Source organism: Leucobacter luti (genome assembly GCF_004217175.1).
GTDB classification, from domain to species: domain Bacteria; phylum Actinomycetota; class Actinomycetes; order Actinomycetales; family Microbacteriaceae; genus Leucobacter; species Leucobacter luti.
The window spans coordinates 314,639-336,930 of the sequence record NZ_SHKI01000002.1 but is presented as its reverse complement, the minus strand read 5'-3'; the positions used below and the strand labels follow the sequence as shown (position 1 = coordinate 336,930).

The 22,292-nt window shown below is 69.1% G+C and carries 9 protein-coding genes; 1 reads left to right on the top strand and 8 read right to left on the bottom strand.

What is annotated here, in order from left to right; translation table 11 throughout:
• Nucleotides 1–7 precede the first annotated feature (7 nt).
• Nucleotides 8–814 (bottom strand): GTP pyrophosphokinase, encoded by an 807-nt coding sequence (locus tag EV139_RS01430; protein WP_130452533.1) that lies wholly within the window; start codon nt 812–814, stop codon nt 8–10.
• Nucleotides 815–936: 122 nt separating this feature from the next.
• Here EV139_RS01430 and EV139_RS15785 point away from each other — a divergent pair, with 122 nt between their 5' ends.
• Nucleotides 937–1,098, top strand: coding sequence for a hypothetical protein (locus EV139_RS15785; protein ID WP_157992962.1), 162 nt, complete (start codon nt 937–939; stop codon nt 1,096–1,098).
• 8 nt (nt 1,099–1,106) lie between these two features.
• Here EV139_RS15785 and EV139_RS01425 read toward each other — a convergent pair whose 3' ends face one another.
• The 7 genes from EV139_RS01425 to EV139_RS01395 form a co-directional block, all read right to left on the bottom strand.
• The gene (locus EV139_RS01425; RefSeq protein WP_130452532.1) at nt 1,107–1,811 is read right to left on the bottom strand and encodes a DUF1345 domain-containing protein; all 705 of its coding nucleotides are present in this window, start codon (nt 1,809–1,811) and stop codon (nt 1,107–1,109) included.
• 9 nt (nt 1,812–1,820) lie between these two features.
• Nucleotides 1,821–2,030 carry a DUF4287 domain-containing protein gene (locus EV139_RS01420; protein WP_130452531.1) on the bottom strand — a complete coding sequence of 70 codons (210 nt, stop codon included), beginning with the start codon at nt 2,028–2,030 and terminating at the stop codon, nt 1,821–1,823.
• Between the two features lie 111 nt (nt 2,031–2,141).
• Nucleotides 2,142–3,758: an alpha/beta hydrolase gene (locus tag EV139_RS01415; RefSeq protein ID WP_130452530.1), complete on the bottom strand. Its 1,617-nt coding sequence runs from the start codon at nt 3,756–3,758 to the stop codon at nt 2,142–2,144.
• 55 nt (nt 3,759–3,813) lie between these two features.
• On the bottom strand, nt 3,814–4,233 hold the full coding sequence (locus EV139_RS01410) for a zinc ribbon domain-containing protein YjdM (RefSeq protein WP_130452529.1): 420 nt from the start codon (nt 4,231–4,233) through the stop codon (nt 3,814–3,816).
• Nucleotides 4,234–4,433: 200 nt separating this feature from the next.
• Nucleotides 4,434–5,027, bottom strand: coding sequence for a hypothetical protein (locus tag EV139_RS01405; RefSeq protein ID WP_130452528.1), 594 nt, complete (start codon nt 5,025–5,027; stop codon nt 4,434–4,436).
• Between the two features lie 301 nt (nt 5,028–5,328).
• Nucleotides 5,329–5,874 carry a hypothetical protein gene (locus EV139_RS01400; protein ID WP_130452527.1) on the bottom strand — a complete coding sequence of 182 codons (546 nt, stop codon included), beginning with the start codon at nt 5,872–5,874 and terminating at the stop codon, nt 5,329–5,331.
• Between the two features lie 4 nt (nt 5,875–5,878).
• Nucleotides 5,879–22,180, bottom strand: coding sequence for an SdrD B-like domain-containing protein (locus EV139_RS01395; protein ID WP_241988934.1), 16,302 nt, complete (start codon nt 22,178–22,180; stop codon nt 5,879–5,881).
• Between the last annotated feature and the right edge of the window lie 112 nt (nt 22,181–22,292).

The following is a 22,292-nucleotide window of genomic DNA, read 5'->3' as shown; positions in this document are numbered from 1 at the left end:
GGCAGGATTACACCGGTCTGATGGTGCGGCGCGGCGGGGCGGACTGCTGGATGCGCGCGATGCGCTGCTGCCGCGCCGCCTCCTGCACACGCAGGAGGTCGATCGGGCCCGTGTGCGGCGGCGGCGCGCCGTGGAGCTGCGCGTGCAACCGCTCCATGCGGGTGTCGAGCTCGGCGGCCGTGTCCGCGGCGTGCTTCAGTTCGCGGGTGAGGGTGTCTGGGACCTGGCGCGCGTACTTGTAGTAGATCTTGTGCTCGAGGCTCGCCCAGAAATCCATCGCGATCGTGCGAAACTGCACTTCGACAGGCACGTCCACACGACCGGTCGAGAGGTACACGGGGATCGAGAGGATCGTGTGCAGGCTCTGGTACCCGTTGTCCTTGGGCGTCTCGATGTAGTCCTCGACCTCGAGCACCGTGATGTCGTCCTGCTGTGTGAGCAGCTCAAACAGGCGGTAGACGTCGTGAATAAACGAGCACGTGATGCGCACCCCGGCGATGTCCTGGATCTCGGTGCGGATCACGTCGAAGTCGCTGCTGATCCCGCGCCGCTCGAGCTTCGCCACGAGGCTGTCGACTGACTTTACCCGGCTCGACACGTGCTCGATCGGGTTGTACTCGTGCATGTGCAGAAACTCTTCGCGCAGAATCGCGAGCTTCGTCTCGACCTCCTGCATCGCGAAGCGATACTCGAGCAGGAACCGTTGCATCTGATCGCCCAGCGTGCGGAGCGCGCTTGCCGAGATGGTGATCTCGTCACCGGCTTCGGTGTCCTCAAGGCGGGGTGTGACAGCGTCCGATGCTGGAGTGTTCATGCCGCCAGGTTAGCGTCGATCCGTTTGAAGCGGCTGTGATTATTCGGCACGCAGCCCGCACCCAGGGCAGCCCGGGCCTCCTCCCAGCTCGCAGTGAACTTTGCCTCGAGATACTTGGATGCATGAACATTCTCGGATTCACTGCACTGGCACTTGCCCGCGGCGCCACGCCCGAGGAAGCCGACGAGATCTTTGAGCGGCTCGGCAACATGCCGCTGAGTTTCCGCACGCCGTCGTCCGTGATTTCGGACATCGATCACGCGCTCCTCGCGATCCGCGCCTAGCGCCCGGCCTAAGTGAGACCCGCGATCAGATTGATCACGGCGGCGAGGATCCCCGCGCCGAAGAGGTACGCGAGCAGCGACTGCGCGATCACGATGCGCCGGATCTCCGTGCGACTCACGTTGGTGTCTGACACCTGGTATGTCATGCCGAGCCCCACCGAGAAGTAGGCGAAGTCGACGTAGCAGGGATCGGCGTCCTGGTTGAAGTTGATCCCGCCGGCGGGAGCGCTGCCGCGTTCGCTTCCGCTTCCGGTCTCGCCGTCGCCGTCCCCGTGCCCGTCCCCGCCGTCGTCGTAGTAGACGCGGGCGTAGTGCAGCAGATAGTTGGTCTGGATCAGCGCCCACGACGAGACCACGCTCAGCACGGCGATGCCGGCGAGTACGAACGCCGCCGCGCCGGAGGCGTGGCGCGCCTGCACGATCACCACGACCACCGCGGCGAGGCTCACGACGCTGCCGGCCACCGCGATCACGCGCGCCAGCCGGTGGCCCGGATCCTCAGCGGTTGCGTGCGCGCGCGTCGCGGCGGCGTCCATCGACCACACCTGCACGAGCACCCACACCGTGCTCACTAGCGCGAGCACGCCCCAGCCGACGAGCACCCCGGCAGCGGGGCCGAGCGCCGGGGACGCGGCGGCCCCCGTGGCGATCCCCGCGACGATCGCGACGGCCCAGCGCAGCCGCAGCTGCGCGCGCACGGGAAGAGTACTCATGAGGGGAGGCTACGCCCCATCGTGCTCGGCGCGGAACACGTGCACCAGCGCGTTCGCGTGCCCGTGGCCCATCCCCCGCTCCTTGAGGAACGCCACCTGATCCATGTGCTTCTGCCCCGCGAGCGGCCGCAACTCTGCCAGCCACTCGTCGATCGACCTACCGTACTTCGCCTCGATCGACGGAAAGTACGATTTCGGCCCCTTCACCTGTTCGGCCACGCTGCCCCCTGATGCGGTTCTGTCGAGTGTGTCGTGCCCCCGACTCTACTGCCCCGCGACGCGCGCCGGGAGTGGCCGGGCCGGGCGCTCGCCGGGCGCGGTCCGGGCGCGTCAGTCGTCCCGGCAGATCGTGCCGGCCTTCGGCAGGTCCCCGTCGACCAGGTACGCCGTCACCGCATCGTCAATACAGCTGGATCGGTCGGAGTACGATGCGGCGTGCCCCTGGCCATCCAGAGTGAGCAGCGTCGCGTTCCCGAGCTCTGTCACCAGCTCCTGCGCGTACTGGTAGGGCGTCGCGTGGTCGCCGGTGATCCCGATCACGAGAATCGGATCCGCCTCCGCCGCGTCGAAGCTCTCGGTAATATCGAGCCCGCTCTCGGGGAGCGCATAACAGGAGAGGTCGACGAACGGCGCGAGCGTATCGTCCGAGATCTCAGGCCCGCCGAGCAGCCGCGGGATTCCCGTGGCTCGGATGTGCTCGAGGAGGCCGGGGATGTCTGGCTCAATGGGGAACGAGTGGCAGGTCACCACCTCCATTGCCAGGTCGATCGCCCCGTCCTCGCCGGCGAACATCTCCCCGATCTCGTCGATCGCGTCCTGGTCGCCGAACAGCGCGAGCGCGATCCGGTCGAGGGCCCGCCCGCGCTCGTAGTGGCTCTGGTAGAGAGTGTCCGTGAGGTAGGACTGCAGCGCGTCGCCGTCGATCCGCGTGCCGTCGCTGGCAACGAGGGGATCCTCGTTGAGCTCGCCGAGCACGCGCAGCAGCGAATCCTCGTCCACAAACGGGCACACCTCGACCTCGTCGCGGTACTCGGTGCGGCACGAGGTCGCGAGCGCCACCGTCGCGTTTGCGACCGCGACGGCCTGATCGAAGTGGTGGATCGGGCTCGCCCACTCGGCGTTCTCGGCGCTATCGAGCACCATCCGCCCCACCTGATCCGGGAAGATCGTCGCGTACGTGGCCCCGAGCATCGTCCCGTACGAGTAGCCGATGTAGTCGAGCCGCTCCGCGTCCATGAGGGAGCGCAGCAGCTCCATATCGCGGGCCACCTGCGAGGTGCCCATGGTGTGCGCGATCGGGTTGTCCGCGACGCAGGCCCCCAGCTGGATCGCCGGGATCTCGGAGCCCGCGCCGTCGCAGTTGAGCGGAGTGCTCCCGCCGATCCCGCGCGGGTCGAAACCGAGCAGGTCGTAGTCCGCGAGCACCGGCCCGAAGTCGGGCGAGAGCGGCATCCCCAGCATGAAGTCGACGCCCGTGGCGCCGGGTCCGCCCGGGTTGCCGAGCAGGGTGCCGCGGGGAGACGCACCGGTCGAGGGGATGTGCACGATCGCGAGCTCGATCCGATCGGCGTCCTTCCTGTCGGACCAGTCGAACGGGGCCATCACCGTGCCGCAGCGGATCGCCGGGGTGTCCACACCAACGTCGTCGAGGGCACCGGCGAGTCCCGCGTCAAGACCGTCCGCGGCGGTGCACTCGCGCCAGTCGATCTGCTGCGCGTACACGTCGGGGAAATCGCTCTTCTGGTGCGCCGCGGCCAGCGACTTGGGCACGCTTTCGGTGTGCGGGGCCTCGCTGCTGCGCGGGATCCCCGGTTGCAGCGACGCACAACTCGAAAGTGTGAGGGCCAGGGCGATTGCCCCGCCGATGAGCCGGCCGGCCCGCGGCCAACCCGCCCGCTGTGCCGGCTTCGCCCGCTTCGCCTGCTTCGCCCGCTGTGCAGTCAACATGCTTGCAATGCTAGACGGCGCGGTGCGCGGCGCGCCCGGGGCGGGGCTCTGCCGGCTAGGACACCTTCTTCACGACGCTCGATTTGAGCTTCAGCTTGCCGAAATCGGGGAGTTTCGCGTCGATGTCGTGTCCGTCGCCCTGGTCGGCGGTGAGACGGATGCCGCGCACCTTCGTGCCGACCTTGATCGTGCCGCCCCCGCCGCCGGAGACCTTCACGCTCTTCACGAGCGCGACCGTGTCGCCGTCGGCCAGCACGTTGCCCACGGCGTCCCGGATCACGCCGTCATCGTCGGAGCCGCCGGCCGCGGACCCGTCCCCGGCAGCGGCCGGGTCGGCGGGCGCCCACTCGTGCCCGCACATGGGGCACACCAGCAGAGCCCCCGACTCGTAGGCGTACTCGCTCGCGCACTCGGGGCAGGGCGGCAGGCTCGCGGGCTCGGTGGGGGTGCTCGCGGGGGTGTCGTGTTCGGTCATGCTGGGGCTCCTTTGAGGGGGGTCGGGGCGATCCAAGCGTAGCGGGGTGGCGCCGGGTGGGGTGCACGGCCTGCGCCACGCACCTCAGCCCGCCGCGCCGCGCCGGGGCGCCGCGGGGTCCGCCCCGCCACGCCACGCCCCGCCACCCCCGCCGAGTGTGCGCAAAAGCCCCCTTCGCGCGGCGTGAAGGGGAGGTTTCGCTACGTTCGAGGTTCAAGGGCGTGGCCCGGCGCGCGCGCACCGGAGTCACCCGCGCCCTCCGCGAGCTCCGTCCCGCTGCGCAACACCCACGAGGCCCCGTCTGCATCGACAAATCCAACCTGGGTAATCATGCCCTTCCCCTTCCCCTTGACGAGCAGGTCCACGGGCTCTGGCAGGAGCGACAGATCGATCAGGCTCCCCCAGTGGTACGTAGGGTGGCTGGGGACGACGAAGCGCCCCGGGGGCACCGCACCCAGTTCGAGAGCATGATTCGCCACGCCCCCGCTGAGTCGCTGGCTCTCGACCCTGACGTTGTACACGGGCTTATCCGATCCGTTGAACAGGTAGATCGCCCAGGTCTCGTCGGATCCGCGCTGCGGAAGCTTCGCACCAAGGGCGAATACGAGCGCGGCCTGCTCGCGTCGACGTCGTTCCTGTGCTTCGCGCTCGCGCCCGGTGAGTTTCGCATCCCGGGCCTCCTCTACGAGGAGCATGCGTTTGTTTACCCGCCAGGCGACAACCGCGGCGGCGGCAGCCAGGAATCCACCAAGCCCACCCACCCATTCTGCAACAGTTCCAAGTTCAATCAACATGATCTATGGATATCTAATCGATTGGAAAATTACAGGCGCCCCCATGGGTTGACCGCACCTTTGCGTGCGACGCTGGCGCAACTTGCGTGTTCCCGGTCGCATTCGGCCCACGGAACACACTCGGCGTACTGTGCGTCACCCACGCCCCACCACCCCCTCCCCGCCGCGCCGCGCCCCGGGGCGCCGCGGGGTCCGCCCCGCCCCGCGCCGCGCCACCCCCGCCGAGTGTGCGCAAAAGCCCCCTTCGCGCGGCGTGAAGGGGGCTTTTGCGCACACTCGGCGGGGTGTGGGCCGCGCGGTGCTACTCCTCGATGCCGTCGACGATGAAGTGCAGGTTCGCCTCGCTGAGCGCCAGCACGTGCTCGCCCGGCACGAGCGTGTCGAGCCCGTCGAGGAACTCCCTGATCCGGAGGTTGTCGCCCTCATCGGGGACGTGGAGCACCGCCTCGCTCGCGTCGGCGTTCACGGGCACGGTCACGTAGATGTACCCGCCGTGCGCAGCAACTTCGAGGTTCGTGGTCACCTCGACCCCGAGCACGGTGTGGGTGTCCAGGTCCTGCACCGGCCACAGCGACCAGGTCAGCGCCCCGGCGGCGATCGCCGCCGCCGCACCCGCGCCGAGCCACACGGCCCGCCGTCGCGGGCGGCGAGCTCGCCGCCCCCGCCGCCCGGCGGCCCCGGCACCAGCGCCCCCGGCACCAGCAGCTGCCGGGCCCCCATCACCGGCGCCGCCGCCCCCAGCGCCGGCAGCCGCCGCAACGCCCGCCGGAGCCCCCACTAGGTCCGCTACGCCCGCCAGTGCCGCCGAAGCGTCCGTCGTGCCCGCGGGCTGTGTCGATTCATCCATCGGCTCAGTTCCTTTCGCCTTCGGTCTTCGCGCGCTGGCGCCGCACGCCGAACGCGGCGGCCCCGATCCCGAGCAGCAGGGCCACGAGCCCCGCGTAGCCGAGCGTGAACCCGCTCCCGGTCAGCGCCAGGTCGCCGATGATCGGGATCCCCGCGATCGGGTCGACGGTGCCCGGCACCCGCGCAAACGGGAACCCGAGCGTGCGGTCGTCGCGCACGGCGGACACGACCACCTGGCCGGCCTCGTCGAGCTCGGTGAGCTGCGCCTCCTGCGACACCGCGCGGCGCTCCGCGAGCGTCGCGGTGGTGCTCCCGGCGCTGAGCCGGTAGCCGCGCGGCACCTCGATCGTCACGCGGTACTCGCGCGGCAGCAGGTAGCCGGCCGCCGCCGCGTCGTACTCGGTGGGCAGCACGCTGAACGCGTAGCTGCCGTCGGCCGCGGTGCGCTGCGTGGCCGCCCCGGTGGCGTCCTCCGCGATCCGCCACTCGCCGGCCACGCGCTCCCACAGTGTCACCTCGCGGTCCGCGAGCGCACCCTCGCGCGCCTGCCGCGCGCCGTCCTCGTTCGCGTCGTCCCAGACGGTGCCGCCGAGCTCGCTGAGGTGCGGCGAGGTGCGGAGGCCGATGTCGGTGTGCAGGTCGTCGCGCGCGGTGGCCATGTCGACCACCTCGCCGTCGTGGTCGGCGATCGCAAACACGGGGGTCGCCCCGGTGTGCGGGGCGCCGCCGTCCGCAGCCGCGAGCGGGCTGATGTCGCTGTCGCGGGTGCGGTCGTCGCCCACGTTGAGCGGCGACCACTCCTGGTAGCCCTCGCGCACTGCGGTGACCCGGTACTCGCGGGGCGCGAGGAAGCGTGCCTCACCCTCCTCGTAGTGCGTTGGCGCGACCTCGAAGCGGTACTCGCCCGTCTCCGTGGTCTCCACGGAGCCAACGCCGGTGAGGTCGTCGATGCGCACCCACGCCTCGTCGATCCGCTCCCACAGCTCGACCGTGCGGCCGGCGATCCCCGGCTCCCCCGAATCCTGGATTCCGTCGAGGTTCGCGTCCTCCCAGACCCGGCCGCCGATCGCGACCGAGGTGTCGAAGACGGTGAACCCGGCGTCGGCCGTGCGCACGTCGCGCGCGGAGTCGAGCACGACCCCGTCCGAGTCCACGTCGACGAGGGTGATCGCCTCGGTGAGCACGGAGCTCAGGGGCCGATCGATCTTGATTCCGGCGACGTCCCCCTTACTCCGGTGGAAGAACACGTTGTCCACCTCGACCAGGCGCAGGTTGGCGGGCGCCAGTGCGAGCACGCGGTACTCGATGGGCTGCCGGTAGTGCGGCGACTGCTTATCCAGATCGGCGACCTCCACCGCGAACTCGTAGTCGCCGCTCGCGCCAGTGACCACGGTTGCGTTGCCAGCGGTGTCGGCGCGCGGTTCCCACAGGCCGGTGTCTCGGTTGAGGGCGTACAGGGCCACCTCGATGCCGGGGATCCCCGGCTCGTCGCTGCCCTGCGCGCCGTTGGCGTCGCGGTCGTCGTAGAGGGTGTCGCCAAGCACGCGCACGGTGTCGTGAGTGACCACGCCGCCGTCGATCTCGGCGGTGTTCGCGGCGCTCGCGTAGTCGGCGCGGCCGGTGGCGTCCGCCGCGACGAGCGCGAACTCCTCGGACACCGCGGTGTGCGCCGGATCGGCGATCGCGTGCGCGTACCTGGCCGCGCCCCCGGCGACGAGCGGTTCGAAGCGCGAGTCAGTCCCGTCGCCGCCGCCGGCCCTGAACGGCGCGAGCGACTGCCGCGAGCTCAGTTCGAACTCTGCGACGTACGTGTGCGGCCGCGTGAAGCGGGCGCTCGCGGGATCGGTCTCGGCGACGTCGGCCGTGAACTCGTAGGCACCCGCGGCGTCGGTGTGTGTCTCAGCGACTGGCACGAGCTCGCCGTCGACAACGCGGTTGAGCACCACGCGCACGTCTGCGAGCCCCGGCTCACCGGGCCCCTGCACCCCGTCGCGGTCGCGGTCGTCCCAGAGGAGGTCACCGATCGTGGCGGTGCGCGGGAGCGGCACGAGGCCGAGGTCGACGTGCTCGGCCGGCACCCCGGCTGCGGTGTCGATCGGCAGGAGCTGCTCCTGGAGCTCGCCGAGGATCCGGCTCTCCGAGACCGCGGTGAGCGTGGCGCCCCGCGCGGCCGCGGTGAAGTCGCTGTCGACTGTCGGGTCGTCCCCGGCGCCCAGCGCGGTAACGGCCTGCCAGAGCGGCACCTCGTCAACGCGCACCCGGTACTCGTAGGGCACGAGTGCGGCGCTGTCAATGATGTGGAGCTCCTCGAAGCGGTAGGAGTTCACCCCGGCGAGCTGAATCGTCTCATCGTCCGCCGTGGCGGCCGCAGGTTCGATCATGCGCCCGGCGGCGTCCCGCTTCGCGTCGACCCACCCGGCGCTGGTGCGCACCTCGAGCGTCGCCGTGTAGACAGGCTCGGCGGTCTCAGCGTCGTTCCGGATCCCGTCGCCGTCGGTGTCGATGAACACCTCGCCGGCGAGCGCGGATCTGGCGTGGGCCAGAAGCCCGAGGTCGATCGTGTTGTCGGTCACGCCGAAGGCGACTCCGGTCTCGTCGTCGATCTCGACGACGCTGATCAGGTGCTCGCCCACCGCGTCAGACTCGTGCATCGTCCCGTTCGGGAAGAGGTCGGAGTCGAGCTCTTGGGAGCCGGTGGGCGACGGGCCGCGCGAGTGGGTCGGTGCGAAGGTGTAGCCCGTCACGAGCTCGGTGACCACGACCTGGTACCGCGTCTCGATCGCGTCGGATCCGTCGTAGACGGTGCTGGGCACCCGGGTGAAGTAGTAGTACCCGTCGTCGTTCGAGGTCGCCGTTTGCGTATAGTCGGTGCGCTGCCATTCCCCGTCGACCCTGAGGTACTGCTCAAGGGCGAGCTGCTGCCCGGCGATTCCCGGCTCGTCGGCGTCCTGCAGCCCGTTCCGGTTGCGATCATCCCAGACCCGGTTGCCGATCACGCCGTGCGTGGAGCGGTCGTAGAAGCCGATGCTCACCGAGTCCCGCGGCGCGAATGCCGTGGTGTGAAGCCCCTCAAGGTCGAAGTTCAGCGGGTTCGTTTTGACGATCCGCGTGCCCTTCTCAGTGAAGCCGTCGTTGTCGCTCGCCTCGGCAAACGGGTCGGTGTGGTGCAGGAACGGGGACACGAGCCGCTCGGGGTTGAAGCCGCCGGTCTCGTCGGTCACCTCGACCGTGTACTGGCGGTCGACGGGCAGCAGGGTGAACGAGTAGTTGCCCTGCGCGTCGGTGACCGCGACCATGGGCGCCCCGCTCGGGTCGAGCACGGTCTCGCCGTTCAGCCGCTTCAGGGTGACGTGGTAGCCGGGGATCCCCGGCTCGTTCGGCCCGGCCTGGTAGCCGTCGAGCGTCGCGATGTCCTCGCTGAAAACGGTGCCGCCGAATTCGATCATCTGGGCGATGCCGAGGTCAAAGCTCATGCGCTGCGCGTCGCTCGTCTGCGCGTCGACGCGTGCCGGATCGGTGATCGCCACGAGCGCCGCGGTGTCAACCGCCGCGGGAATGTCGAGGACCTCCCCCGGCCCGTAGCTGCGCACGCCGGTCTCCTCGAACACGGTCTCCGTGGTGGTGGAGAACGCGTCGTACTCGCGCGGGAACTCGAGCAGCACCCGGTAGTCGCCCGGCGCGATGTTCGAGAACGTGTAGTAGCCGTCGTTGCCGGCGATGTCGCTCTCGGTGACGGTGACGAGCGGCCCCTCGGACGCGATCGGCCGCAGGAACACCTCGTCGAGCACCGATTCGCCGCTCGCCTCGTCGACCACCTCCCAGCCGTCGCCCACCTCGTGGATCGGGTTGCCGAGCGCGTCGACGTTGTAGCCGCGCGGCGTGAGCAGCGTGGCGGTGACCCCGTTGATGCCCGGATCGTCGATCTCGCCGTCGAAGTCGAGGTCGCGCGACGGCTGCAGGTGCGTGCGGCCGTTGCCGTCCACCGCGGGCTCGCCCTCGTCCTGCTCCCCGTTGTAGTTCACGTCGTTCCACACGTAGTTGCCGAGGTACACGCGGTCGCGCTTCTCGGTCGCGTACACGCCGGCGTTGTTCGACTCCTGCGGGATGAAGCGGCTCACCCGCTGCGTCGCCATGAACGAGTTCCACAGCGACGACTCGCCCTTGCGCTCCTGCGCATCGAACTGTTCGAGGTACGCGGGGGCGTTCAGCGGGGACTTCATCGTGTAGGTGAAGGTGAGCTTGTTCTGCCCCGGCAGCTGCTCGCTCGCGCTGTTGAACAGGACGAGGATGCTGCGCGCCTTCCGCAGCAGTTCCGGGTTGCTGCCCTGGAGCTCGGCGAGTGGCACGAAGTGACGATCTCGCACCGCGGACGCGGCCCCCGGAATCCCCAGGGAGTCGTAGAACGACTCGCTCGCGGCCTCGGCGTGCGGCACCATGTCGGCCTCCACGATCTCGCCGCCCTGCTTCGTGAACGGGCCCACAAACACGGTGTACTCGCTCGCGCCGTACGTCTTCTTGTCGGCCCCGTCGCGCACCAGCTTCATGCCGTCCGGGTTGAGCCAGGCGGAGTACTGCGAGCCGCGCGCGATGCTCGAGTTCGTGATCGAGGTGTCGTCGAGCGACGGGAGCACGTCGTAGAGGATCGGGTACGGGTACGCGCGCTCCCCCGCCTCCTTCGAGTTGTCGACCGAGACCTCAAACGAGAAGTCCCCGCCCTGCCGCACCGGGGTGAGTTCCGGGGCGACCGTTCCGGCGCGGTTGAGGTCGGAGTAGGCGACCTTGCGCTTGCCAAAATTGTCGTAGGTCTCGTACTGAAACAGCGACTTCTCCGAGAACACCAGGCGGTCGTTCAGCAGGCGGTTGTCGTTGAAGTCACTGCTGTCGGTGGCGTAGCCCAGCCGGTTCGCGGCGTTCTGCTGCGAGTTCAGCGGGTGCAGCAGCCCGGTGTTGTTCGTGATCATGGCGCGCGATTTCAGCTCGTCCGGATCGGCGCCGGGCGAGTACGCGTCGACCGAGCCGATGAACTCGACCACGATCTTGTCACCGGGCGCGACGCTCCCCTCAAACCAGATCGACACGACGTTGCGATCAAACCCGGACCAGGGGCCCGAGTAGATCCGCGTGTGCTTCAGCTCCGAGTCGAGGCTCGCCTCGCTGCCGTCGGCGTGCACCAGCTTCCACGTCCACAGGTTGCTGTCGGCCGCCGTGAGCGAGTACCGCGAGCGGTGCGCGCTGTCCAGCGGGTGCGCGGCGTCGATCTCGTCGCGCGGCACGTAGCTGAAGTCGCCGCTCTCCATCACGGCCGGGAGCTGGAACGTGACGAACGGGTTGACCAGCGTGTCTTCCGCGTAGGTGTTGTCTTCCTCGCGCGACCACATGCTCTCGTCGGCGTTGATGAACTCGCCGGTGAACTTGAGGTGCGGCGACGACTTGGGCGCGATCGCGGTGATGTCGGACCAGCCGAAGCGCTGATCCGCGGGCTTCGTGGAGTCGCTGCGGTAGTACAGCGAGTTGTACTTCACGTTGACCACTGGCCGCGACGGGGTGAGGTAGGAGCGGGTCTCGCTCTGCGCGAGCTTCGACACCCGCGCGGCCACGTAGTTGCCCCAGAACTGCGCGGTGTCGTACACGAACAGCGTCGACTTCGCGTTCGAGGCGATCCGCACGCCGATCGAGATGGCGTTGTCCGTCACCCCGGCCGGGTACGGCGTGGTGCTCCGGTTGCTCGGATCGGTCTCGAGCACCGACTGCGCGCCGTCGGTGTCTGGATCCGCGTCGATGTCGAGCCGCGCGCCCTGGGGCACCAGGAACCGCTCGGGCATGAGCGCGCGCACGATCACCCGGATCTTCTGCATCCCGCGCTGCTCCGCCTGCGGAATCTCAAAGCGCTCGTTGTCGCGCAGCGAGGTGCCGCCGGGGTTGAGGAGGCGCCAGCCGCCGCCCTCGTAGCCGTCCTCCGCGCGCTCGTCCGAGACGTACACGAACGTCTTGAACGCCGCGTCGAGCTCGGTGCCGCTCGCCGCGAGTCGCTCGGTCGTATCGGCCGGCAGCGCCCACGCACCAGACGACACGTACCGCGTGCTCGCGGTGATCGGCTGGTTGCTCACGGAGACAGTGCTCTCGTTCGTGGTGTCGGTGGGCAGGATGTTCTCGATCACGAGCTCGGTGAGCGCTGAGCCGGTGTTCTGGGCGTGCGTCACGAGGTACTCGATCGTGTCTGACGAGTTGAAGTACGTGTCGCCCGAGAGCCCGTTCGAGTACGCGATGCGCGGCCGCGTGGTGTTGACGCGCACCTCGCCGCGGGGCTTCAGGATCTCGATCTCGGCGGAATCGGCGGCGTAGCGGCTCGCAAGCTCCCCGTCGCCGTCGATGTCGATCCCCGAGCCGACGTCGCTCGCGTGCGTGTGGTATTTCATCGAGGCGAGTGACTGCACGATGAAGTCCTCGGCGCGCTGGGCGTCGGCGGAGCCGCTCGGGATCAGGCTCGTGTCGTCGGCGATGAGCGAGACGTACGAGTCGACGATGAGTTCGTCGGCCGTCCACACCGTCTCGTCGGAGACCACGTTGTCCTCGTAGCCGTCGACGAGCTGCACCTCGTAGAGCATCGTGAAGCTGTCGCCGGACTTCAGCTCGCCGCGCGTGCCGCGTTCCCCCGCCGGCGTCGTCACGAGCCACTGCACGCGGCTGCGAGACTCATCCGCGGCGGTGAGGCTCGGGGTGAGCCGCTCAACGGAGTAGCCGAGGGCCTCGAACGCGGCGCGATCGAGCACCTCGTCGCCGACCCGGATTCGCACCTCGCCCGTCGCCTCCGCGAAGTTCGTGACGAACTGGGTCACCACGAAGCGCGCGTTGTGCACGTCGCCCGCCGTCTTCAGCGTCTCGTAGGGGTTCGCCTCCTGCACCGGCTCGTTCGTCACCTCGGTGACGTACCAGTACTTGCCGGCGGCGTCGACCTGGATCAGCTCGGATCCGGCTGCCTCCGCCGTGTTCGCCGCCGTGGTCTCGTTCGTGATCGACGGTTTCTTGAGGTTGAGCGCCGTGCTCCCGTACGCGCCGGTCTTCTCGTGCCGGCTTGGGAGGCCCGACGGGGTAAACACGGCGGCGGGCTCGGTCCAGCCCACGCCCGCGTTGAGCCGGATCGCGGTGTCGTCGGTGTAGCGCTGCGTGGGCTCGATCAGCCGCTCAGTAATCTTCAGCGCCCCCATGTTCGCGCTCCACGTGCTCGTGGAGTCGCGGCGCACGCGGTCGTTGGCGGTGATCGCGAGCCCGTTCGAGGATTTCACGTTGTTCGGTGCCGCGGAGACGCCCTGGTCGCGCGCGCTCAGCGACGGGGTCGAACCGGTGGTGTACTGCTCGGACACGACCGGGTTGAACACGGGGCGCGAGGTGTTCGCGAAGGTGAGCACGTCCTGGTAGCGGGCGTCGTCGGTGTCGGCCCCGTAGAGCGGGGTGTCGATGGTCACCACCCGCGGGGCGACCACGAGCGACTCGCCGCTCGCGATGTCGGCGGCCCGATCGTCGCGCGCGGTGAAGTGCAGCACGAAGCGCTTCCCGAGCGGATCCTCAAGCAGCTCGACCCGCGCGTCAAAGAGCTCCGAGACGTCGCGCGCCGGCGTTGCCGCGCCGAGCGCGAGCGTGTTGACCGTCGCGGTGAAGTCGAGCTGCTGCACGTCGTCGAGGTCGGCGGTGTACCGCGCGAAGCTGCCGTCGGCGAGCACGGGCGCCACGCCGTACGGCAGAGAGATCGTGACCGTCGGCTCGAACCAGGTGCCGCGCGCACCGCCGATCGTCTGCGGCGCGTTCTTCCAAATGTCGTCATTGAAGTTCTCGCCGGAGTAGCGGTTGTAGCCGCTGTTGACGCGGTTGTACTCGCCGAGCACCTCGAGCTGCTGGTTCTCCACCGTGGAGCGCAGGGTGAACTCCTCGTACAGGTCGACGCTGAAGTCCTCGATCGTCGGGTCAATCCCGTCCGGGTAGGTGTCCTTCGCGGCGGCGCTCCAGACGCGGAGCGTGGGGGTGCGCATCGCGATCTGGTCGCCCGTCACGAGCGCCGGCCGGCCGTCGGCGGCGGTCGTCTCGGTCGCCTGCGCGTTGAGCCCGCGAATGTACGTGCCCCACGGCTCCACCGCGAAGTACGAGCTGTACGAGCCGAAATCGTAGGCGAGATCGGTGACGGCGAGGCCCTGCGGCATGCCGTCGTTGGGGAAGCGCGCGGTGTTGTAGATCCCGATGTCGCGAGAGAACGCGCCGTACTGCGCGCCGTAGATCTCCAGGTACTCCTCCGCTGCGATCGACGTGAGCGTCAGCTCGTCGTGCCAGGTGGAGAGGCCGTCGGCGGCGGGCGGCACCTCGTCGGCCACGCGCACGCGCACGTGTACCGTCTGCGCCTGCGCATCGGCGGCGGCCGTGCCCGGGGCGGCCCCGGACGTCGCCGCGGCCGAGCCGAACATGCCGGTCACTGCGCCGGCCACCCGCACGCGGATCACGTACGGGATCATGTCGTCGCGGGTGCTCTCCGCGAAGGTGCCGGCCTCCTGCGACTGCGCGGGGGCGCGGTAGCCGCGGTCGTCCTCCGGCGTCTGCAGGATCTCGGTGGTGCTCGCAAGCTCGGCGCCCGCCGCGTTCACCGCGGTGACCCCGAGCAGCTCGCCCGACGCAGCCGTGGGGCTGATCCCCGGCGGCAGAATCTCGGTGTACTCGAGTCCGCTCTCGATAGCCCGGTCGCCGAGGTTTGCGGCGTGCAGCCGCACAGTGAACTCCTCGTGGAGCTGCACCGCGTAGCTGTAGTCGTCCTCGACGTACGGCGTGTAGCCGAGACGGTGTCGGTTGTACGAGTTAAGCGAGCCGTCGTGCTCGATGAAGTTTGCCGGATCGGTTCCCCACGCGGCCCGCTCGGTGTCGGGCACCATTTCGCTCGCGCCGTAGAGCCACGCCCGGTTCAGCTGCATCCCGTCCTGGGCCCACATGATGCGCTCGGCCGCCCGCACCGCGCCGTCGTTGACGCGCGCCTTCGCGGCGTAGCCGAAGTTCTCGTCGAGCGCGGTCGCGGCGAACGTGGTGTAGAGATCGTTGGTGGCGGTCTCGCGCAGGTAGGCGGTGTGCGACTTCTGCGTGTTCGCCGAGGCGTCGTAGAAGGTCGCCTGCGTGTACGAGGCGGGCGAGTTGCTCGCGTCGCGGCGCCGGTCGTTCGCGCCGGGCTGCCAGGAGAACGAGTTGGACAGGAACTCGGTCGCGGTCATCTCGTGCCCGCGGTCGCCCGTAATGCCGGCATCGTGGAGCAGCGCGGCCATGTCCATGCTGTGCTGCTGCGCCGTGCTCGCGACGGGCACGTTGCTCCCATACCAGCCGAAGAACGGCGCGAACACCGCGGAGCCGTCGGCGTAGCGCGCGACCGGAAGCCCCTGCTCGCGAGCCTGCGCGGAGTAAATGATCTCGAGCTGCTCACCGCGTCCGAGGTCCTCGCCAGTGAACGTGTACGTGAACACCTGGAACGCGATCGTATCGGCCGGGTTGACGGTGGTGTTCACCGGCTCGGCGGTGGCCAGGCGGCCCCAGCCGTCGTTGCGGCGGTCGTTCGCGAATGTCTGCGCGCCGGCGACGTCGAGGCCCGCGACCGTCTCAACCGTGACGGTCGGCAGGGTAATGTCGCGCGGCGTCCCGTCCGCGCCGAGCACGCGCAGCTCAAGCGCCCCGGCCTCGATCGCGGCGGCGACGTCGAGCGTCCCGCCGCGCACGAAGCCGTTCAGCTCCGTGCTGAGGTACTCGGGGATCTTGTCGACCACCACGGGGGTGCGCAGCGGCGCCTTCCCGTTCGGGGTCGTGGTGCTCGTGCCCTGGGCAGTGGTGTGGTTCTTGGCCGTGAGGCGGTAGTGCACTTCGTCGCCCGCCCGGTAGCCGGTCTTGCCGAGCGCCGCGCCGTCGTAGGGGGCTTCGGCCTCTGCGCGCGTGTCGAACGACTGGATGTTGAACTCCACCGACGGGATCGCCTTGTACGCGGTCTGCGCGGCCTCCGTGCGGAAGCTGTACGTCGCAACGTCGCGGTCGGAGTCGTCGCGGTGCGTGAGTCGGGTCTGCGCCTGCGACGCGATCCGGTACGACTTCGTGGTCTGCGCGCCGGCCGTCTTCCAGTGGCCAATGCCGGGAATGGTAAACGCGGGCGCCTCAAAGGTGGCGCCGCCGGCACCGAGCGCCGGCACCACGCCGTACTCGATCCACAGCTTCCCGATCTCACGCAGCGCGTGCAGCTCGGGGTCGAAGTCTGCCGCGGCCACCCACGCGCCCGACGCGTCCTGGAAGTGCACGCGCGGCGGCGTCGCCCGTCCGGTGGACCCGTCCGGCAACGTCGGGGTGGGCACCTCGGGGAACCCGGTGAGCTCGAAGCCGCCGAGGCCGCCGGCGTCGAGGGTCACGAAGAGGTCGAGCGCCGTGTTGTCGTGCAGGATCTCGTTGCGGATGTTCTTCACGGTGAGTGTCATCGCCTGCCCGGAGACGTTCTCCGAGTCGAAGCGGCTCTCGATGACCAGCTGATTCGGATCGGCGTAGCGGTACGCGGTGTTGCTCAGCCTGCCGAGCTGCTCGACGATGCCGTCGCCGTCGAGGTTCACCGCGGCGGTGGCCCCGGTCACCCGGTTCCCGGCCACGCCGTCGCTGTTGTAGCTCATGAAGTGGTGCGCGTAGCCGGGGCGCGCGTACACGTTCCACTGCAGCGTCTTCCCCTGCGTGGCGCCGGGATCGGCGCTGACGTCGTTCGTCGCCGTGTACTCCACCATGAAGAACACCGATTCGCCGTCGCCGAGGGTCAGGTCGAAGCGCACATCCGAGCGCTTGCCGTTGAGGCGCGTGATCTCCACGGCATCCGCGGGCACGTCGACCGCGGCGCTCGGGCTCTCCCCGATCAGCGCGGCCCGATTGCCGTCGGCGAGCAGTTCGGCCGAGGCCGCCGTGACTGCGGAGACCTCAAGGTTCGCGGGCGCCTCGATGTGCGCCACGGGGGTGAAGACGGGGAGCGATCCGGGACCCGCGTCGTCGCTGCCCGTCGCGCCGACGTTGCGCAGCTCGTAGAGCACCTTCGCCGTATCGCCCACCGCGATGTTCGTGTAGTTGATCTGCGTGCCCGTATCGGCGTCGTAGAACAGTACCGTCGCGTCTGCGCGCGTTGAGTCGTGCTGCATATGCACGGCGAGGGCCTGCATCCGCGCCACGCGGGTAAACAGGCGCGGGGCGCGGTCGCTGCTGGCGGAGCTCGCGAGCGTGAGCGTCGGCTTCGCGCCGGCGTTTCCGGTGCCGGCCGAGACGAAGATCGGGTTGTACGACGTGACCGCGGCGCTCGCCGTGAACGCGCTGTGGTACATGATCTGCTCGGTGCTGCCCTTGCTCCGCTCGGTGACGAAGCTCGGCTTCGAGTTCCAGTTCGAGCCGTCGGCGTCCTCATCGACCCAGGTGCCCGTCACGAAGACGTCTCCCCCGTCGCGCATCCGCGTCGGGAGCGGCAGGTCGGAGTTCGCGCGCGTGAGCGAGCCCCACAGGCCGATCGTCTCGTCTCGCGGCGCAAACGACACCGTGATGCCGTCGACGTGCTGCTTGTGCAGGGTCGCCGCGCCGCCGAGGGCCACGTCGAACGGTTGCGACCGCAGCGTCCCATCGTCGAAGAGCGTGCGCAGGTCAAACTCCCGCGCGCCGGTGTCCCGGTTGAGCGTGAAGTCTGCGAGCGGGATCAGGTGCTTGGCCCCACCCTGCGAGACGGCCACCTCGGCGACGGACCAGTCCCCCGCGAAGATGTCGTCCGGGATCGCGATCAGCTGCGACCTGAACGCCGGATCCGGCGTGAGCGTGACCACCACGTCCTTGATGTCCGCCTCGGAGGAGTTTTCGATCCCCGCGGCCACCTGCGTCGTACTGGGCGTTATGCCGTCGGCGAGGTAGTCGTACACCTTCACCCGGTCGAAGCTCAGGTCGAGCTTCGCGCCGAGCTTCGGGGTGTACCCCGTGAGCGTGGCGCTCGACGTGTGCATCAGCGTGCGCTGCTGGGTATCGGCCGGCACCCGGTACAGGTTCGTGGTGCCCTGCAGCGCGGTGTTGCCGTTGACCACGCCGCCCACGCGCACGTCGACCTCGGCGAGCGAGGCGCCCAGCGTGTCTGGAGCGACCCCGTCGATCTCGGCGGTGCGCTCGCCGAAGCCCGCGATCTCCTCGAACACTGCCTCGAACCGCTTGGGGTGGCCGCCGCCGGCGCCGAAGGAGACGGTAAAGCTCCCGTCGCCGTCGTCGTGGATGCCGCGGGCAACCGAGTTGTCGTAGTCGAAGCGCGCGGTGTCGCCGAGGGGCGCGGCGAGGTCGAGCGAGACGATGTCGCCGCGCGGGCCCGTGACGCGCACCGCCGTGAGGTACTGCAGCGTGCTCGTCGGCGCGATCGTCACGTGCGTCGCGTCGAGGTTGTAGACCGCACTGTCGTCGGGGCTCGCCGGATAGACGAACTCGTAGACGAGGGCGTCGTGGAACGATGCCGGATCGTACATGCCCAGCCACTCGTCGTACTCCGTCGCCGCCGGGGAGTACACGTCTGGCCCGTGGCCCGAGTAGTACGACCAGTTCGCCGTGTTGACGTTGAAGATGCTCGCGAGGTACTCGCCGGTGCTTCCCATGGGGATCACCTTGTTGGCGAGCGAGGTGCTGTCGTTCGCCCCCGTGCGCGACTGCGCGAACGGGTAGGCGACCAGGGAGTTGATCCTGGCGCTATCGCTGCGCGTGAGCTCGGTGCGCGTCCCAAACGTGTCGGTCGCGGTGAGCGTGGTCGCCCGCTTCCCCGTCACGGACGAGGAGTGGAAGCGCCCCATGTACTCGATCACGTCGTCGTGGACTCCGGCCATCTGCGGCGCGGCGTCGGTGCTCTCGCGCGTGAACTCGAGGTTGACCGCCACCCGCGAGACCGGGGACGCCGGGCGCACGTCGGCGTCCCACGCGTCCTTGTAGTACGGGTGATCGCTGACTCCGGCGACCGAGTCGTAGCTGGTGAACAGCTCGCTGTCCGGGGTCCCCGGGCGGGCCGTGCCGATCCGCCAGTAGCCGGATCCCTCCTGCGAGTTCTCCACCCAGGCGTCACCGGGGATCGTCTTCCAGAGCTCTTCCTTGCCGTCGACCATGCGGAACAGGTCGACCGAGTCGAGGTAGGGCCGCACGTCCTCGCGGATCTTCACGTAGTAGAGGTCGAACTGCTCGTGCGGCAGCGCAACGTCGACGCTGACGCGCTGGTCGTTGTTCTCGGAGCTCGCCGTGGGGCGCGTGAGCGTGGACGTGAATCCGCCCAGCGACTTGTATCCCTGGTCGAGGGTGTAGTCCTGCGTGTTGTAGGTGGAGCCGCGGTTCCACCAGCGGTAGATGTCGACCGAGTACGCGCTGCCCGCGCCGAGCGGCTGGGTGACCTGGTTGACGCCCTCGACCTTCACCTGGGTCTTCGTCTCGCGCACCTGGATCTGGTTCTGCTTCGTCGCGCTCTTCGAGTCAACGTACGGCGTCTCCTGCGTGCCGGTGAAGGTGGCGCGCAGCGCCTGCGACGAGCCGATCTCGATGTCGGCACGGTACTCGACGATGGCGATCGTGCTGAGCGCCGCGAGGCTGAGATCGGTGCCGGCCACCACAATCCGGTCGATGTTCCGCAGCGTCACGTCCGCGGCGGTCACCTCGGTCTCGGTGAAGCGCTGCTCGACGCCGGCGGCGTCGACGAACGTGATCGACGGAGCGGTGGCGCCGTCGAGATACGCCTGCTGCAGCGTCAGCTTCGAGAAGGCGAGCGCACCCGACTTGGTCGGGGCGAGCATGTCGATCACGTACTCAGACGACGGGGAGGTGACCCCGCGAGTGTCGAGCTGGTACTCGGCCGCGAATGTCGACTCGTAGCCCACGTTCGTGGTGGTCTTCGTCTTCGTCGAGCCGTACACGCCGACCACGTCGACGGCCGGCACGAGCTCGTTGGGCAGCCGAATCTCCAGCGTCCCCGTCGTCTCGCGGGTCGTGTCGCGATCGTACGGCTTCGGCTGGTACGTGCGGATCTCGCCCGTGACGAGGTGCTTCGTGTCGAGGCCGTGCCCCACCGTCGCCGCGACCGACGCGAAGTTCACCGCCCCGTCGGACGTGAGCGCGTCGGTGTCGATCACGATCTGCGCCGCGCGCTCGGGGAGTGCCACCACGAAGTCGCCGCTGCCGCTGTACGCGGCGAGGTCAACGGTCTCCTCGTCGCCGTCGAGCGTCACGATCCGCACCCGCACGTTTTCCGCCTGCGCAAAGAGGGCCGCGCGCAGCGTGAGCTCGGCCCGCTTCAGTGCCTCGGCCTTTGCGTTCAGGGTGAGCGTGGTGGTCGAGGTCGCCGCGGTGGTCCCGTTGACGCCGAACACGAAGTCGAGGAGCGTCTCGGCCCCGTACGCCACGGTGGCACGGTCTCCGGCGCCGTCGATGCTGACCGCGATGCTCGGCACGACCTCCTCCGGATAGATCACCGTGAACGTCGCGTCGAGCGGGGTCTCGTGCGGCACCTCCGTGTACGTGGTGTCGTCGCCAAAGTCGTCGTTGCTCGCGATCTTCTCGACGAACACCGCCGTCGCCGTGCCGGTCATCTCGCCGACCCGGGAGGGCTCGCCAAAGACGCGGATCGAGACCGGCAGCGCCTCGTACGCCTCGACCCGATCCGCCAGGCCGAACGCCAGCGTGCGATCCCAGTCGAGCCCCGCGAGCTCAGACAGGTCGAAGGTGAGCGTGGCCATGCCGGTTTCGGCGTTCACCTCGGGCGGTGCGCCCTGAACCGAGCGTGAGACGGTCTCACCTGTCCGCTCGTCGACGAACGAGTAGCTCACGCCGGCGCGCTCGAAGCGCTCAAGCTCGGCCTCGGGGAGCTCATAGCTCACCCGCGTCGGCGCGAAATCGGGGTCGACCTCGTACCGCACACGCGCGTCGAACGTCGGCGCGTTCGCCCCGCTGCGCAGCTCCGAGATCTCGGTGAAGGTCTCGTATCCGTAGACCACCTCGCGCTGCTCCGGCACGTGCGTGAACGAGAAACCGTATTCCGGGAGCACAATCTCGCGCTCCGCGATCCGCGTCTTCGACCAGTTCGCGGTCTTCGCGAACAGGATGTTCGTGATCGCGGTCACGCGGAAATTCGTCGGCGGATTCGGGAAGCCCTGCCGGCTCAGCGGCAGCGAGATCAGGAACTTGCGCTCCGTAGCGCCGGCCGCGCCCGCCGGGGTGATTTCCTGCCGGTTCGCACCGTGCTCACGATCGATCGTCAACATGCCGGTTCCGGAATACGTGTACGGGATCTCGTCGGTGAGCTCGCTCGCCCCATCCCAGTCGGTCACGTCGTAGATGAGCACGCCGCCCTCGCCGGGCACCCCGACGAACTGGCCGGAGGTGTCGTTCCGATCCTCGTTCGGGGTCGCCGGCCCGCCCTCCGCGTACTTCCAGCGGTTGATGTCGAAGGGAATAATCCCGTTGACGTCGCTGTCGGTCGAGTCGATGTCGAACGTCACCGAGTAGCCGTCGATGTTGGCGGCGATATTGTCCGAGGTGTTCGAGAGCGAGTACTGGTAGTCGACGTACTGGTAGCGGTCCCAGATGGGCACCAGATCGGGCCCGCCGCCCGGTACGTAGGAGTCAATCTCGGTCTCCCAGCGCAGGTCCGAGGAGATCACCGACACCCGCGACTCGTCGTCGAGCCCGTTCGGCGTGGTCCACGACGAGCCGTCGACGCGATTGAACATCTCGTACGAGACGGAGCCGTTCACCTCGAAGCGCGTGCCCTCCGGCACCCCGCCGTACGGGCCGTCGGTGCCGTCGTTGTACGTGGTCAGGAAGATGTCGAACGCCGGGTTCACGCCCGCGCGCAGGTCGCCGTCGTACTCCATCACGATCGGGCCGCCCTGGACCGTCGTGTCAGAGATCACGTTCCAGCCGCCGCCCGCGCTCACCCGGCCCTGCACGCCGAGCGGGGTGGGAGCCCGATCGCGGCCCACCACCTGGTAGCCGCCGTTCGCATACTCCAGCGAGGGGAGGAACACGGTGACGCGTACCCCGGTCGCCGCACCGGACGCGTAGCCCGGGACGAGCCGGTAGTTCACCTTCGTCTCCGTGCCCGTTGAGAGCACGATCGACTTCGAGTTGAGGTAGCCGGGATCCCCCTCGGCGACCGTGCCGTTCAGGGTGATGCTCGGCGTATCAGCCGCAACCGCGGCCGGGAGTGATCCGACACCCCCCGCGACGTCGACGAGCGCAAGCATCAGAACGAGGGTCGCCGCAGCCACCCCTGAGAAGAATTTCTTCACCGCAATATCCCCCGGGGCCCAGTGTCCCCATGTCCCCTTGTGACCCGTGAAGGTCGGTGTCCGCGCGGCCCGCTCTCGCGGCATCGCGCGCCGGCCCTCCCCCGAAGGCCTT